The following is a 15,668-nucleotide window of genomic DNA, read 5'->3' on the forward strand; positions in this document are numbered from 1 at the left end:
TTAAAGCCTTTATGTAAAATTAAGTTTGCAAGTTATGACAAGTATACAAATACAGCAGTATTTGCTTAAACGATTAAAGTTGTAAAATACAATTATATATTAAAGTGCCTCCGATCCTCATATTATTGGATTAAACCACTAATTATCAATACATAAAACCATGTAAAGCCCACGACCCAAATTATAGTTCCAAGGCCACAACGGATAAATTAACAAAATATATAGAAATTAATTAAAACATCCTTATGCAGATTACAAAAAATTAAATTAAATTCAAATCCATTTTAAAAAATAGAAAAACTTTCAAAAATTATGTCCAAAAAAAAGACCGCATTTAGTAACAATTCGCGAAGAGATTTTATTAAAGGTACCGGCTTGGCAACTGCCGGATTTATGATTGTCCCAAGACACGTATTGGGAGGTCCGGGTTATGTTGCCCCAAGTGACAAATTAAATATTGCCGGTATTGGTGCGGGTGGTAAAGGTAGAAGTGATATTGCATCTTTCGCAGAAAGTCCCAATGTTAATATAGTTGGGCTTTGTGATGTTGATGACAGACAGGCCGTTGAGTCCAGGAAATCGTTCCCTAAGGCTAAATATTATGCCGATTTTAGGAAAATGTTGGAAAAGGAAAAGGACAATATTGATGCCGTATCGGTATCGACTCCGGATCACAATCATGCCGTTGCAGCCTATATGGCCATGCAAATGGGCAAACACGTCTACGTTCAAAAGCCCCTAACCCATGATATCTGGGAAGCCAGAATGCTTACCGAAGCTGCAAAAAAATTCAAAGTAATTACCCAAATGGGCAACCAAGGTGGTTCCGGTGATGGAGTACGGAGAATGAAGGAACTTTATGACACAGGTATCATAGGTGATGTTCACACCGTAAAATGTTGGACCAACAGGGCCATTTGGCCACAGGCCTTACAAACTCCAACCAAAAAAGACAAAATACCTAAAGGCTTAAATTGGGATCTGTGGTTGGGAACTGCTGAAATGCGCGATTATAACGATGCCTATCTTCCTTTTGATTGGAGAGGCTGGTCCGATTTTGGAACAGGGGCACTAGGTGACATGGCCTGCCACATAATGGATCCTGTTTACAGAATTCTACCTATTCTATATCCAAACCAAGTGGAATGTAGCGTTTCCGATTCCTTTAAAGGGAAATTTGAAACAGCTGATTATCCTAAGAGTTTCCCCAATTCCAGTAAAATACACCTTAGCTATCCAAGAACCGATGGCAAAGGCACAGTAAAAGTTACATGGATGGATGGTGGACTACTGCCAGAAAGACCAGATGAAATGGGTGATGACGAAGCACTGGGCAACTGGGATGGAGGAGTACTATTTATTGGTACCAAAGGTAAATTATTGGCTGATTGTTATGGTGCCAACCCAAGATTGCTACCATTATCATTAAATGAACAGTTCGATGTTCCGGAAACTATCGCCAGAGTGCCGGAAGGTCACTACCTACAATGGGTAAATGCCTGTATGGCCGGTTATGGCAATGCCGAAACCAGTTCTTCCTTCGATTATGCCGGTCCGTTTACCGAAAGTATCCTAATAGGTAACTTGGCGTTAAAAGCCTATTTTGAAGTTGACCCCAATGCAGAAAGCAAAGGATTCTGGAGCGGTGGTTCACAGTACTATGGCAGAAAACGTTTGTTATGGGATGCAGAGAATATGAAGGTTACCAACTTTGAACCTGCCAACAAGTATGTAAAACGTAATTATAGAGCAGGATATTCTTTGGGATAGACCACTTATTAAAATTTGATTTAAAAATGCCGGACTTTTAAGTATGTTTGGAATACTTATATAGGTCCGGTTTTTTTAATGCATAATTCTTAAAATAAACGAGTATGCTGCAACGACATATATTGGGGCCATCCGCTTATAGTAACATTTAACCCATCTCATGCGGAACGACCCAAAATAGCAGTTTCCACCCTGCCTATCAACAGGCAGGCCCTACAAAAAGTTAGGAGAACCCCAAGATTGTTTACTTATAGATTCTTTCTTAAGGATATAATGGATTTACTCCTTATTTTTGCAGCATGATAGAAGACAAGAATCAAGAAAAGACCGGACTGGATCAATTGGGAGAGTTTGGATTGATAAAACATCTTACCAAAAATTTCACCTTACAACATAGCTCCACCTTAAAAGGCATAGGCGATGATGCTGCCGTATTGGATTTTAAAGACAAAAAAGCCGTTATATCTACGGATCTTTTGATAGAAGGTGTGCATTTCGACCTCAGCTATATGCCCCTAAAACACTTGGGCTATAAGTCGGTTATGGTAAATTTATCCGATATCTATGCCATGAATGCCACAGCCACACAAATAACTGTTTCCATTGCGGTTTCCAATAGATTTCCTTTGGAAGCCTTGGAAGAATTTTACAGCGGGGTTGCCTTGGCCTGTGAAATCTACAAGGTAGATCTTGTGGGAGGGGATACTACTTCCTCTACCAAAGGAATGTTGGTCAGTGTTACTGCCATAGGGGAAGCCAAAGAAGGGGAAATAGCATATAGAAGTGGGGCCAAACCCAATGATCTTTTAGTGGTTTCGGGAGATTTAGGTGGTGCCTACTGTGGTTTACAGGTTTTGGAAAGGGAAAAGGAAGTTTTCAAGGTAAATCCAAACAATCAACCAGATCTATCCCCATATACCTATATTGTTGAACGTCAATTAAAGCCCGAAGCCCGAAGGGATATAAAAGGCCTGTTGGAAATGTTGGAGGTTCTCCCTACCTCCATGATCGATATCAGTGATGGACTTTCCTCTGAAATTTTACATTTATGCGATAAAAGTGAGGTGGGCTGTAATTTATTCGAGGATAAAATTCCGCTGGATCCAACGGTAATTTCGGCATGTGAAGAATTTAAAATGGATAGCACACTAGTAGCCCTAAGTGGAGGTGAAGATTATGAATTATTGTTTACCATAGACCAAAAGGACTTTCTAAAAATAAAGGGCAATCCACATCTTACGGTAGTGGGACATATGACGGATAAGAGTGAAGGCGTTCATTTGATTTCCAGGAGCAATACCAAAATTCCCATTACCGCACAGGGTTGGAATTCATTTTCATAATGTGATAAAGATCTGATAGGATAATTTTAAAAAAAGAATTCCCGAAAATACAGGACGTTCCTTACTTAACTGTCGTGGGGCGCAGGACAGTCAAGGAATATGGGCGTTCTTCTAATTTACGGGAATAACTTCAAAAACTCCGATACCGCTTAAGGCCGGAATTAAGTTGCCAAGCATAATTTAGGCTACCTGTTGGGTAGCCCTATGTCTTTTCTGATAAATATCTTGTAAGGTATTGTTAATGTCCTGCAATTCCGGAGTTAAGTTGGACAGATTTCCACTTACATCGGTAGTCACTTCTTTATTACAATGTACACATTTATATTCCTTGATGTGTAGGGTAACCTTTTTGGAAACAATGTAGTGGTGTCCAAAAATACTGCAGCAAATGGCGCTGAGTTTTGTTCCATAGTCTGTAATAACTTTCTTCATAATACAGGTTTTTTTAGGTGGCATTGGTAAGGTTTAGGGGACCGTAAAATGCAAAAATTAAACTTTAGGTTAACTGTTGAAAGCACTTATTAAATGACTTTCAGATAATTAACGCCGGCACCCTTCCTTTTATTGAGTGCAACCTGTTTTTTTTCCGTTTTTTTTTAGCAAAATTTGATTTTTTCGACCAACTGCACTTATAGCGCGATTATATACCCATTTAAACTAAACGGTTTTTAAACTATCTTTCGCCAAAATTGCCATTAATGCCCAACACCAAGGAAACCCTAGTCACTTCATTTGCATTATTCTCCTTGTTTTTTGGGGCAGGGAATTTAATTCTTCCACCCCTACTTGGGTTTCAGTCTGGAAATTGGTGGTGGCTGGTGACCTTAGGATTTGCAATGTCTGCTGTCTTGGTACCCGTCCTGGGAATTTTGGCCCACGCCAAATTGCAGGGGACCATTTATGACTTTGGAAAAAAAGTCTCCCCAAAGTTTAGTCTTATCTATTCTTTGTTGATCTATGCTATTTCCATAAGCTTGCCTTCACCGCGCACTGCTGCCGTAACCCATGAAATGGCAGTACAGCCCTTCTTTAACACCTCTGCCCTCCTAAGCAGTGTTGTCTACTTTATCTTGGTTTTTATTTTCGTTGCAAATCGATCAAAACTGTTGGACATCCTGGGTAAATTTCTAACCCCTGCCATCATATTAATTTTAGTTATGCTAATCGTTTCGAGCTTTTTTACGCTTGACTACAATTTTGGGACTACCGAAATTAGCAGTCCGTTCAGCGATGGCATTTTGGAAGGCTATCAAACCTTTGATGCCATTGGTGCCGTTGTAGTTGGGGGTGTAATCATTGTATCTATCAATATAAAGTCGGACGCATCCTTTAAGGACAAAAAAACATTGGTGCGCAATGCCGGTTGGTTGGCTGGATCAAGCCTTTTTATAATTTACGCAGGCCTTATCCTTACGGGAGCTTTGAACCACAACAATTTTGAATTAAATAGCACCAGAATAGAACTACTGACTGGTATAAGTAAACAAAGCCTGGGTAATAACGCCAATATATTCCTTAGTATATTGGTAAGCCTGGCCTGCTTTACCACTGCCGTAGGCATTGTTACAGGAACCGCTGATTTTATCAAGGACCGACTCCCAAAATACAAACATGCCTATCTCATAACAGCAATAATGGGCTGTCTTCTTGGGATTACAATGGGGCAGTTTGATGTTGCCTATATTATTACGGTAGCTTTTCCGGCGCTTATGTTCATTTATCCTATTACCATTATATTGATTCTGCTTAATGTAATGCCAGAGAAATGGGCCTCACCAATGGTGTTTAAGGCTGTGGTATTCACTACCGTCATTTTTAGTATCCCGGATTTTTTGAACAGCTTGGGGAATTGGGCCCCTAAAAAGGATTTTTTTTACTGGATACCCCTCAGTGAATACCGATTGGGATGGATTTTGCCGGCTCTAACTGTTTTTGTGGCTTCAAACCTTATACGTGAATACTTATCATCCAAGAAGTCTAATTAAAAAAGATCCTGAAAATAAAAAAGAGCTGGTTCATACCAGCCCTTCTATAATAAATTATGGTAATGCCTTAAATATTGGCATTCATCAACTCTTCTATCTCCTCTACCTCAATAGGGATATTTGCCATGAGGTTAAAAGGAGCCCCTTTTTCTTGGATTACCACATCGTCTTCTAATCTAATCCCCATTTTTTCCTCCGGAATATAGATTCCTGGCTCCACAGTATATACCATATTGGCCACCATAGGCGTTTTTAATGCGCCGTAATCGTGGGTATTTAAACCAATGTGATGACTAGTACCGTGCATAAAATATTTTTTGTAGGCGGGCCAGTCCTTATCCTCATTTTGAACATCGGCTTTATCCAGCAAGCCTAATCCCAACAACTCTGAAGTCATTAACTTGCCTACTTCCTGATGGTATTCCCCCCACATGGCACCAGGAACCAACATGGCGGTGGCATCGTTCTTTACCCGAAGAACAGCTTCATAAACCACTTTCTGCCTTGGGGTAAACCTCCCGTTGACGGGAATGGTACGGGTAAGATCACTGGAATAATTGGCGTATTCTGCTGCTACATCCAACAATAACATATCCCCATCCTTACATTCATGATTATTTTCTATATAATGTAGCACATTGGCATTGTTGCCCGACGCTATAATAGGGGAATAGGCAAAGCCCTTGGACCTATTACGAATAAATTCGTGAAGCAATTCGGCTTCGATCTCGTACTCCATAACCCCCGGCTTTACAAACTGCAACAGACGCCTGAATCCCTTCTCTGTAATATTACAGGCCGTCTGCATGATCGCAATCTCCTCCGGCTCCTTCACCCCCCTAATTTCCTGTAAAATAGGACTGCTTTTGGCCCATAGATGCGCAGGATAATCCTGTTTGCATTTTATTATAAACCTATCTTCCCTGGTTTGGGTCTCAACAGCCTGACGGTAATGCTCGTTGGTATTAAAATATACCATTTCCACTTCGGTCATAAGATCATAAAAGATCTTATCAAAATCGGTCAACCAATAAATGGTTTCGATACCAGATACCTCGGTGGCTTTTTCTTTGGTCAATTTTTCCCCTTCCCAGACTGCAATGTGTGCATTGGTCTCCCTCACAAACAAGACTTCCCTATGCTTTTTCTCATGAGCGTCCGGGCACAACAACAAAATGGTTTCCTCCTGATCGGCACCACTTAAATAAAACAGGTCCCGGTTCTGCTCAAAGGGCATGGTACTATCGGCCCCTATGGGATAAAGGTCATTGGAATTAAAAACAGCAATACTTTTTGGCTTCATTCTGGCCATAAATTTCTTGCGGTTCTTTATAAACAAGCTGTTCTCAATTTGCTGATACTTCATTCTTATAATTTTGTGACCAAATTTAAGAAATAGGAAGTGTATTATCCACAAAGCGTTAAATGAATTTTAAAAGCTCCTCTTACCGTCCTACTAAATTCCAAAATAGCATATCTTCGCTCTATCATTTTGTAATATTACAAATGGTTTGCCACGGTATGTAACAATTTTAAGTACTATCCAATATTATGAGTAAAAATCTACTCCTCCTATTTATAAGTACCTTTAGCCTAGGCTGGAGCCAAGTAAATATTTCTGCAGTTACTACGGAGGATTATTTAAAGATCCTTAGAAGTAACATCTCTGGGGATAAGGCCTATGAGACCACGGCCTTCGTGGAGCAGTTTTGGCGTGTAGTAGGCAATGGGGGATACAACAAAAGTATCCATAAAATTGCAACCGATTTAGAGACCGCAGGATATGTCTTGGAAGAAAATGCCTCCAATATGGATCGCTTCACTTACAGGATTGAAAAAAGACCTTTACAGCTACCCACCTGGGAAATTGTAGATGCGGAGATTACCCTTATAGGAGACAAGGAGCCATTGCTTTCCTATACCTCCAACAGAAACATGGTTTACCTAAATTCGACTTCTACACCAAAAAATGGAATTACCACCGAAATAATCTATGTTAAGGACATAAATGACCTACAAAAGGAGTCCGTAAAGGGTAAAATTATTTTTACGGAATCCAATATTTTGGAAATATATAAGGAAGGTGTTTTAAAAAAGGGGGCAGTGGGCATTGTTAGTTACGATAATCCCGCCTATTTACAACCCGAAAAAAACGAAAATGCCATTCAATTTCGAAGCCTTCCCTATGATACAAAAAATTCTTGGGGAATTGCGCTTTCCCATCAAGCCAAAGTAAGGTTGGTGTCGGCATTGGAAAAAGGCAAACTTATGGCCAATGTACATATTTCCACCAAAATATATCCCTCTGAAGAATTAACCATAGTGGCCAATATAAAGGGCTCTGAAATACCGGATGAGCGCATAGTCTTCAGTGCCCACGTGCAGGAGCCGGGCGCCAATGATAATGCCAGTGGTGTGGGTGTGCAATTGGAAATGGCAACAATTGCCGCCAAATTAATCGGGAATGAAAGTATTGATGCCCGGCGAACCATGACCTTCCTTTGGGGCGACGAAATTATATCCACCAAAAGGTATCTGCAAGAAAATGAAAAAAGGGCTGCCAAAATCAAGTGGGGCCTTAGTTTGGATATGGTTGGTGAAAATACAGCCATAACCGGAGGTTCGTTCCTAATCGAAAAAATGCCGGACCCCAGTGCCATCTGGACCAGAGGAAAAGATAAGCATACGGAATGGGGCGGTAAGTTACTTGGCTTGGAGGATATGAAACCCCATTACCTAAACGACTTTATGATCCATAGTTTCATGAAACAAGGTAAAGTGGCCCATTGGGAAGTAAATACCAATCCTTATGAAGGTGGCAGCGACCACACTCCATTTTTGGACAACAATATTCCCGGATTGTTGTTTTGGCATTTCACAGACCAGTTTTATCATACAGATAAAGATAGAATGGATAAGGTTTCACAAGAAACACTTAAAAATGTGGGTATTGCATCATTGGCCAGTGCGTTGACCCTGGTAAATGGTGATTCCTATACAGCAATGGATATTGTTCAAATAGTGAAGGACGCGGCCACCAACCGTCTTGCTGAAGAGTTTTTGCTGAGTGAAAAATCTGTAAAAGGCGGGAATCCCGTGGAAAACGAGATTACTATTATAAAGGCTTGGGAAGATTGGTATATAAAAGCCATTGCATCTACAATAGACTTGGCATCCCCGGAAAACAAGGTAATTTTGGAAAAGGCTATTTTAGGGGCCCAAGCCATTATTGAAACCCAGTCAAAAGTGTTTATTGCGGAATTGGAAAAGTAGGATAGATGTGATATTTCCATATATCATGTAAAAGGCGGTAACGCCCTCCACCAATTACGGCTTAATTCCCCTGGGATATTTGGTCTATATGGACCATAATCCTCCAACACCATAGCAATGCGGCCCATAACCATAATATAAGTAGGTATGCGATAATAAGTAGCATTTTGGATTGGGTTATTTTTTGAATGTAGTACCAAGCTAACGCAGCAAACACGAATCCAAAGGACCATAACATCCCCACCATAATAACACTGGGCCACACCCAATCCCCACTCCAATCATCCAGTGAGGGATAAGATGCAAATAAAAAAGAAACCGGGTAATACAACAAACCTCCCAAAGCGCCCATGCTTACAAGGCCCAATATTGCAGTTATAAAAAAAGCAATTAAAGAGAATTTTATATTAAAAGACCAGTTTTTCCAGAATACCATCCAATTATTCCAATTTATATTACGGTTAGTTTCTAACGCATGGAAACCAATAAAAGTATGGATGCACTACCCTGAATTAAATAATTTAACACGAAAAAACTTTCATATAATACAGAAAATATGCTAAACATATTTTGATAGCAATACCTCTTATACCACCTTTTAATAGCGGAATTAAGCCGATTATCAGGACGCTTTGGGAATAGTGTATCAAGGAAAATATGCCGTTTCCCAACTATTATATCCACTGAACCAAGAAGATTTTCAAGTAATTTCCGATCTATTATTGTGGAATTCTTTAAATTGGTTCTAAATACTGTACATAAATTCAACAAAGTTTGTTAATAATTCGATTGTAGAGTAAATTTGCCATCAAAACAAATAAATAATGAGTGGATTTTTAAACTCTTCTATAGGCAGAAAGTACACTATGGCCCTTTCCGCCTTTTTTCTAATGATTTTTATCCTTCAACATTTTGCCATTAACATCCTATCCGTGTTTAGTCCGGATACCTTTAATGAAACCTCCCATTTTATGGGCACCAATGCCTTGGTTCAATATGCCTTGCAACCCGTACTGCTCTTTGGGGTGATCTATCACTTTGTAATGGGATTTGTGTTGGAAATAAAAAACAGGAACGCCCGTGCCATTAATTATGCCAAAAATAACGGTGCTGCCAATTCCACTTGGATGAGTAGGAATATGATCTGGAGCGGTGGCTTTATCCTTGTTTTCTTAATTATTCATTTCTTGGATTTCTGGTTTCCAGAAATCAACACTAAATATATACAAGGAGATATGTCCGGTCTATTGGCCGATGGGGAAGGTTTTCGTTATTATGAAGAACTTACCCATAAATTTGAACCTATATGGAGGGTTGCCCTTTATTGCTTAGGTTTCGTTTTTCTATCATTGCACCTACTACATGGCTTTAGTTCAGCATTTCAGTCTGTTGGTGCCAACAATAAATATGTAAAAGGGTTAAAAGGATTTGGAAAGGCATACGCTGTTTTAATTCCATTAGGATTTATTTTCATTGCACTTTTTCACCATTTTAACCATTAATAATACAATTCTATGTCTGTATTGGATTCTAAAATACCAAAAGGCCCATTAAAGGATAAATGGACTACCTATAAGGATAAAATAAACTTGGTAAATCCTGCCAATAAGCGAAACATCGACGTTATTGTTGTTGGTACCGGCCTTGCAGGGGGTTCTGCCGCGGCAACCCTAGCCGAGCTAGGCTATAGGGTTAAGGCGTTCTGCTATCAAGATTCACCACGTAGAGCGCATTCCATTGCTGCCCAAGGGGGTATAAATGCCGCAAAAAACTATCAAGGGGATGGCGATTCTATCTATCGTTTGTTTTATGATACAGTAAAGGGAGGGGATTACCGTTCCCGAGAGGCCAACGTGTACCGTTTGGCAGAGGTTTCGGCCAATATAATAGATCAATGTGTGGCACAGGGTGTCCCTTTTGCAAGGGATTATGGTGGATTATTGGACAACCGTTCTTTTGGTGGAGTATTGGTATCCCGAACGTTTTATGCCAAAGGGCAAACGGGCCAACAATTATTGTTAGGAGCCTATTCTGCCATGAACCGGCAGATTGCCCGTGGTAAAATTGAAATGTATAACAGGCATGAAATGCTCGATGTTGTAAAGGTGGATGGCAAAGCACGTGGTATTATTGCCCGTAACTTGGTTACCGGTGAAATAGAACGCCATTCGGCACACGCTGTAGTAATTGCATCGGGGGGTTATGGCAACGTATACTTCCTTTCTACCAATGCCATGGGGTCCAACGCCACAGCGGCTTGGAAAATACATAAAAAGGGGGCCTTTTTTGCCAACCCATGTTATACCCAAATTCACCCAACCTGTATCCCTCGGTCCGGAGATTATCAATCCAAATTGACCTTAATGTCCGAGTCATTGCGTAACGATGGCCGTATATGGGTTCCTAAAAACATGGAAGATGTATTGGCCATTAGGGAAGGAAAATTAAAACCAACCCAATTGAGCGAGGAACAAAGGGACTACTATTTGGAAAGAAGATATCCTGCTTTTGGAAACTTGGTACCACGTGATGTGGCTTCCAGAGCTGCAAAAGAAAGGTGTGATGCCGGTTACGGCGTTAATGCCACTGGAGAAGCCGTGTATCTGGATTTTAAATCCGCCATTGAAAGGTATGGCTTGGAACAGGCCAAAATCCATGGTATACAAAATCCAACCAAAGAAAAAATTACAGCACTTGGCGAAGCAGTAGTGGAGGAGAAATATGGGAACCTGTTTCAGATGTACGAAAAAATCGTAGACGAAAATCCATACAAGACCCCAATGATGATCTATCCCGCAACCCACTATACCATGGGGGGTGTTTGGGTAGATTACAATCTAATGACTACCGTAGAAGGCCTTTACTGTATTGGGGAAGCCAATTTTTCAGATCACGGTGCCAACCGTTTGGGAGCATCTGCCTTAATGCAAGGCTTGGCCGATGGTTATTTTGTGCTCCCGTACACTATAGGGGATTATCTTTCCCATGAAATTAGGACTGGAAAAATTCCTACAGATACGCCGGAATTTGATCAAGCCGAAAAGGAAGTAACGGATAGGATCAACTTCTTTGTCAACAACAATGGAACCCATTCAGTTGATTATTTCCATAAACGCTTGGGCAAAGTTATGTGGGACAAATGTGGTATGTCCCGTAACGCTGAAGGCCTAAAAGAAGCCATGTCAGAAATTAAGGCGATACGTGAAGAATTTTATAAGGAAGTAAAGGTTCCTGGATCAGCCAATGAAATGAATCCGGAATTGGAGAAAGCAGGACGCGTGGCGGATTTCTTGGAATTGGGCGAATTGTTTGCCAAGGATGCCTTAATGCGGGAGGAATCGTGTGGAGGACATTTCCGTGAAGAATCCGTGGAAATTGATGGAGAGCAAAAAGGGGAAGCAAAACGTAACGATAAAGATTATGCTTTTGTAGCTGCTTGGGAATTCAAAGGAGAACCTTCAGAGGCCGTTTTGCACAAGGAACAATTGGAATTTAAGGATATAGAATTAAAACAAAGAAGTTATAAATAGGCAAAAGACAATAGGCATTAGCCAAAAATAAATGGAGGTTGCCCATATGAATGAAGTAAGAACGTATAAAGACTTGCTGATCTGGCAAAAAGGAATAGATATCGTTAAGGAAATTTATTTATTATGCCAATAAATCCCAAATGACGAGTTATTCGGTTTACAAAGTCAAATTAAACGTTCCTCTATATCAATACCTTCAAATATTGCCGAAGGATGGGGTCGGAATTACACTGAGAATTATATTCAATTCTTAAAAATTTCAAGAGGATCTTTATTGGAATTGGAAACCCAATTAATAATTGCTAAAGAATTAAACTTTATTTCAACCGATAGTTATAATAGAATACAAGTTTTAATAACCGAAGAAAGTAAAATGTTAAACGCCTTCATTAAATCGATAGACAAGTAACTAATGCCTATTGGCTTTTGGCTAATAAACTATAAGAATGAATCTTACATTAAAAATTTGGAGACAGAAAGGACCACAGGACAAAGGTAAAATGGTCGAATATAAGGTGACCGAGATTTCAGAACATATGTCATTCCTTGAGATGATGGATGTTTTGAACGAACAGCTCACCAACAAAGGCGAAGAACCTGTTGCTTTTGACCATGACTGTCGCGAAGGTATTTGCGGTATGTGCTCCATGTACATCAACGGGGAAGCCCATGGTCCGGATAGAGGGGTTACTACCTGCCAATTACATATGCGAATGTTCAAGGATGGCGACACCATTACTATTGAGCCGTTTAGGGCAAAAGCCTTTCCGGTAATCAAGGATTTGGTGGTAGACCGTAGTTCCTTTGATCGGATTCAACAGGCCGGTGGTTTTATTTCCGTCAACACCTCTGGAAATACCCAGGATGCCAATGCCATTCCAATTGATAAGCACGCAGCGGATACGGCCATGGATGCCGCTACCTGTATTGGTTGTGGCGCCTGTGTAGCAAGTTGTAAAAATTCCTCGGCCATGTTGTTTGTTGGGGCAAAAGTATCCCAATATGCCCTACTTCCACAAGGACGTATTGAAGCTACGGACCGAGTGAAGAATATGGTCGCGCAAATGGATTTGGAAGGATTTGGAAACTGTACCAATACAGGGGCTTGTGAAGTAGAATGTCCTAAAGGAATATCCTTGGAAAACATTGCCCGTATGAACAGGGAGTTCTTTGCCGCAAGCATAAAAGGATAGTAGTATTAAAATATAATTTATTTTCTACAGAAACAGACCCCATCCCTTTTCAGGAATGGGGTTTTTCTTTATCCAGTTCTGGAAAATCCAGTATCTTTAAATATGCCAAAAAAATATAAGGAAGAAAGGATAATCGTTCCGCGTTTTAATGAGGAGTCCGGTTTTTATACCACCCCTGAGCGTTCTAAGATCATGGGAAAAATTAGAGGTAAAAACACCATTCCCGAACTCAAATTTAGAAAAGCCCTATGGGCGGCAGGATATAGATATAGGGTAGATTACAAGAAATTGATTGGCAAACCGGACATTGTCCTAAATAAATATAAAACCGCCATCTTCATTGATGGCGAATATTGGCACGGGTATAATTGGGAGGAGCGGAAACAAAGGATTAAAACAAACAAAGAGTTCTGGATTCCAAAAATTGAACGCAATATTCAACGCGATAGGGAAGTAAACCAAGAATTACAACAAATGGGCTATACCGTATTCCGTTTTTGGGAACGGGAGATTAAGAAAGAATTGGATCTATGTCTAAATCAGGTAATTCAACATTTACAATCACAGCAAAACTAATTTGCCAATTACAAATTCAAACGCGCTCCAATGCCCAAATACAATCACAAAATATTCTCTAAGCTTCCTAATGTAAGAACTACGATTTTTACTACAATGGGGCAATTGGCTCAGAAACACGAGGCAATAAATCTTTCACAAGGGTTCCCCAATTTTGAGCCCGATCCTACCCTAATAGACTTGGTATCCCAAGCCATGAAACAAGGATACAATCAATATGCCCCTATGGCAGGGGTAATGGAACTTAGGGAAGGGATTTCAAAGAAGTTGGAGCAATTATATGGCCGGCGCTATAACCCAGATAATGAAATAACAGTAACCATCGGAGCCACACAGGCCATTTTTACCATTATCACAACGTTTATTGGCCATGGTGATGAGGTTATGGTCATTAAACCAGCATACGACTGTTATGAGCCCGCCATTGAGGTCAATGGGGGCATTCCTGTATTTGTTCAACTAAGCAATACGGATTTTAAGGTAGATTGGCAGGAATTCCGTTCCAAGATTACCTCCAAAACCAAAATGGTCATCATCAACACTCCTCACAATCCAAGCGGTACAATCTTCTCCAAGGAAGATATGCTTCAATTACAGCAGAGCCTTGACAAAACAGATATAATCGTCATTAGTGATGAAGTCTACGAGCATATTATCTTTGATGGCCTTGTACATGAAAGTGCCTCAAAATTTGACGGACTTGCCTCCCGTACTTTTGTATGTGGTTCCTTTGGAAAAACATTCCATATAACCGGATGGAAAATGGGATATTGCGCAGGCCCGGCCGAACTAATGCACGAATTTCGTAAAACCCACCAGTTTAATGTGTTTAGTGCGGATCATGCCGTTCAAAAAGCCTTAGCCTCTTATTTAAAAGAACCCCAACATTATTTAGGCCTCAACCAATTTTATCAAGAAAAGCGAAATCTATTCCTAGAAGGACTATCTTCTTCAAGGTTTAAAATAAAACCTTCCCAAGGTACCTACTTCCAATTAGTGGATTATAGTGGTATTAGCCAAGAACCTGACGAAGCCTTTGCCGAACGCCTGGTTACAGAACATCGTATAGCCAGTATTCCCATTTCAGGCTTTAATACCAAGGGAATTGACAAACATCTAGTACGATTCTGTTTCGCCAAGACCAACGAAACTTTGGAAAAGGCCACCGAAATACTATGTAAGCTGTAGTATATGGAATCTATATAGACACTCCCTCCTGTAGGTCCAATCGCATTAACCAATCCGTTTGCCCATCATTGCCAATAAAATAAGGATGACTACCAAACTTATAGAACCCCATTCTTTGATAAAATTTAATAGCTTTAGGATTGTCCTCCCAAACACCAAGCCACACATACAACCTATTTTTGGCTTTTGCAATGGACATTACCTGCCGTACTATCCACTCCCCAATTCCTTGGCCTTGAAATTCGGCCAGCACGTAGATCCGTTCCAACTCCATGGAACAACTATCCCTAATATCCGTTTGGGATTCATTTTCATTTAATTTTATATATCCCACCAAGCTGGAATCCCTATATATAAAATAAAAGGAAGAATTAATATCCCGTAACTGCTTTAGAAGCGTATCCTCTCCAAAAGAAGTTTTAAGATATTCCTTAAAATCCTGCGGCTTATTGTCCTTTTCAAAAGCCTCTATAAAAGTCCTTCTGCCTAGTTTAGCCAAAACTTCCAAATCGCTGATGGAGCACGGCCTCAAATGTAGTTTCATTGCTTTGCTTTTCTTCCTAAAATACGACTTTTCACTAGGATGAAAACAAAAAAAGGAGCACTCCTCTAAAGAAGTGCTCCTTTTATAAGCTATTGATTTATGCCTACAGCATAAATAATTTTTTGGTCAATCGTACAATGCCTGTAAAAAAGTCATTGCGATAAACTTGAATTTCCTTTTGTGTACGGGTGTGGTTAATTTGGGCTTCCATAATAATTTAGGTTTAGTAGTTGTTAAATTTGGGGTTTAACTTCTGTTAATGATTG

The 15,668-nt window shown here is 40.1% G+C and carries 13 protein-coding genes; 10 read left to right on the top strand and 3 right to left on the bottom strand.

Annotated features, from left to right (window positions below; translation table 11 throughout):
• The first annotated feature begins 312 nt into the window (after nucleotides 1-312).
• Both QSE00_RS00060 and thiL read left to right on the top strand, forming a co-directional pair.
• Nucleotides 313-1,770, top strand: coding sequence for a Gfo/Idh/MocA family protein (locus QSE00_RS00060; RefSeq protein WP_286104416.1), 1,458 nt, complete (start codon nucleotides 313-315; stop codon nucleotides 1,768-1,770).
• 299 nt (nucleotides 1,771-2,069) lie between these two features.
• Nucleotides 2,070-3,113: a thiamine-phosphate kinase gene (gene thiL / locus QSE00_RS00065; protein ID WP_286104417.1), complete on the top strand. Its 1,044-nt coding sequence runs from the start codon at nucleotides 2,070-2,072 to the stop codon at nucleotides 3,111-3,113.
• A 180-nt stretch (nucleotides 3,114-3,293) separates the two neighbouring features.
• Here thiL and QSE00_RS00070 read toward each other — a convergent pair whose 3' ends face one another.
• The gene (locus tag QSE00_RS00070; RefSeq protein WP_110356306.1) at nucleotides 3,294-3,545 is read right to left on the bottom strand and encodes a hypothetical protein; all 252 of its coding nucleotides are present in this window, start codon (nucleotides 3,543-3,545) and stop codon (nucleotides 3,294-3,296) included.
• Nucleotides 3,546-3,811: 266 nt separating this feature from the next.
• Between QSE00_RS00070 and brnQ the strand changes: the two genes are divergently transcribed.
• Entirely contained in the window at nucleotides 3,812-5,098 is a 1,287-nt protein-coding gene (brnQ, locus tag QSE00_RS00075) for a branched-chain amino acid transport system II carrier protein (protein WP_286104419.1), read from the top strand.
• A 67-nt stretch (nucleotides 5,099-5,165) separates the two neighbouring features.
• On the opposite strand, the gene QSE00_RS00080 is transcribed toward brnQ, so the two are convergent.
• The gene (locus tag QSE00_RS00080) at nucleotides 5,166-6,464 is read right to left on the bottom strand and encodes an aminopeptidase P family protein (protein ID WP_286104420.1); all 1,299 of its coding nucleotides are present in this window, start codon (nucleotides 6,462-6,464) and stop codon (nucleotides 5,166-5,168) included.
• A gap of 185 nt (nucleotides 6,465-6,649) precedes the next feature.
• Here QSE00_RS00080 and QSE00_RS00085 point away from each other — a divergent pair, with 185 nt between their 5' ends.
• The 7 genes from QSE00_RS00085 to QSE00_RS00115 all read left to right on the top strand — a co-directional run bounded on the left by QSE00_RS00085 (nucleotide 6,650) and on the right by QSE00_RS00115 (nucleotide 14,858).
• A complete protein-coding gene (locus tag QSE00_RS00085) occupies nucleotides 6,650-8,371 on the top strand; it encodes a DUF4910 domain-containing protein (protein ID WP_286104421.1) in 1,722 nt (573 codons plus the stop codon).
• A gap of 824 nt (nucleotides 8,372-9,195) precedes the next feature.
• On the top strand, nucleotides 9,196-9,873 hold the full coding sequence (locus QSE00_RS00090; RefSeq protein WP_110356179.1) for a succinate dehydrogenase cytochrome b subunit: 678 nt from the start codon (nucleotides 9,196-9,198) through the stop codon (nucleotides 9,871-9,873).
• Nucleotides 9,874-9,885: 12 nt separating this feature from the next.
• The gene (locus tag QSE00_RS00095; RefSeq protein WP_110356180.1) at nucleotides 9,886-11,901 is read left to right on the top strand and encodes a fumarate reductase/succinate dehydrogenase flavoprotein subunit; all 2,016 of its coding nucleotides are present in this window, start codon (nucleotides 9,886-9,888) and stop codon (nucleotides 11,899-11,901) included.
• Nucleotides 11,902-12,034: 133 nt separating this feature from the next.
• Nucleotides 12,035-12,310, top strand: a complete 276-nt coding sequence (locus tag QSE00_RS00100) for a four helix bundle protein (RefSeq protein WP_353477432.1) — start codon at nucleotides 12,035-12,037, stop codon at nucleotides 12,308-12,310.
• A 37-nt stretch (nucleotides 12,311-12,347) separates the two neighbouring features.
• Entirely contained in the window at nucleotides 12,348-13,094 is a 747-nt protein-coding gene (locus tag QSE00_RS00105; RefSeq protein WP_110356181.1) for a succinate dehydrogenase/fumarate reductase iron-sulfur subunit, read from the top strand.
• 102 nt (nucleotides 13,095-13,196) lie between these two features.
• Nucleotides 13,197-13,670: a very short patch repair endonuclease gene (locus tag QSE00_RS00110; RefSeq protein ID WP_110356182.1), complete on the top strand. Its 474-nt coding sequence runs from the start codon at nucleotides 13,197-13,199 to the stop codon at nucleotides 13,668-13,670.
• 30 nt (nucleotides 13,671-13,700) lie between these two features.
• A complete protein-coding gene (locus QSE00_RS00115) occupies nucleotides 13,701-14,858 on the top strand; it encodes a methionine aminotransferase (RefSeq protein WP_286104422.1) in 1,158 nt (385 codons plus the stop codon).
• Between the two features lie 10 nt (nucleotides 14,859-14,868).
• On the opposite strand, the gene QSE00_RS00120 is transcribed toward QSE00_RS00115, so the two are convergent.
• Entirely contained in the window at nucleotides 14,869-15,402 is a 534-nt protein-coding gene (locus QSE00_RS00120; RefSeq protein WP_286104423.1) for a GNAT family N-acetyltransferase, read from the bottom strand.
• Between the last annotated feature and the right edge of the window lie 266 nt (nucleotides 15,403-15,668).

Origin of the sequence: Arenibacter flavimaris, assembly GCF_030291335.1 — a bacterium.
Classification (GTDB): domain Bacteria; phylum Bacteroidota; class Bacteroidia; order Flavobacteriales; family Flavobacteriaceae; genus Arenibacter.

What these genes read in the sequence shown, in the direction of transcription:
- QSE00_RS00060 (WP_286104416.1), top strand. Translation starts at nt 313, where the DNA reads ATGTCCAAAAAAAAGACCGCATTTAGTAACAATTCGCGAAGAGATTTT.
- QSE00_RS00115 (WP_286104422.1), top strand. Translation starts at nt 13,701, where the DNA reads ATGCCCAAATACAATCACAAAATATTCTCTAAGCTTCCTAATGTAAGA.
- QSE00_RS00110 (WP_110356182.1), top strand. Translation starts at nt 13,197, where the DNA reads ATGCCAAAAAAATATAAGGAAGAAAGGATAATCGTTCCGCGTTTTAAT.
- QSE00_RS00080 (WP_286104420.1), bottom strand. Translation starts at nt 6,464, where the DNA reads ATGAAGTATCAGCAAATTGAGAACAGCTTGTTTATAAAGAACCGCAAG.
- brnQ (WP_286104419.1), top strand. Translation starts at nt 3,812, where the DNA reads ATGCCCAACACCAAGGAAACCCTAGTCACTTCATTTGCATTATTCTCC.
- QSE00_RS00085 (WP_286104421.1), top strand. Translation starts at nt 6,650, where the DNA reads ATGAGTAAAAATCTACTCCTCCTATTTATAAGTACCTTTAGCCTAGGC.
- QSE00_RS00095 (WP_110356180.1), top strand. Translation starts at nt 9,886, where the DNA reads ATGTCTGTATTGGATTCTAAAATACCAAAAGGCCCATTAAAGGATAAA.
- thiL (WP_286104417.1), top strand. Translation starts at nt 2,070, where the DNA reads ATGATAGAAGACAAGAATCAAGAAAAGACCGGACTGGATCAATTGGGA.
- QSE00_RS00120 (WP_286104423.1), bottom strand. Translation starts at nt 15,402, where the DNA reads ATGAAACTACATTTGAGGCCGTGCTCCATCAGCGATTTGGAAGTTTTG.
- QSE00_RS00105 (WP_110356181.1), top strand. Translation starts at nt 12,348, where the DNA reads ATGAATCTTACATTAAAAATTTGGAGACAGAAAGGACCACAGGACAAA.
- QSE00_RS00090 (WP_110356179.1), top strand. Translation starts at nt 9,196, where the DNA reads ATGAGTGGATTTTTAAACTCTTCTATAGGCAGAAAGTACACTATGGCC.
- QSE00_RS00070 (WP_110356306.1), bottom strand. Translation starts at nt 3,545, where the DNA reads ATGAAGAAAGTTATTACAGACTATGGAACAAAACTCAGCGCCATTTGC.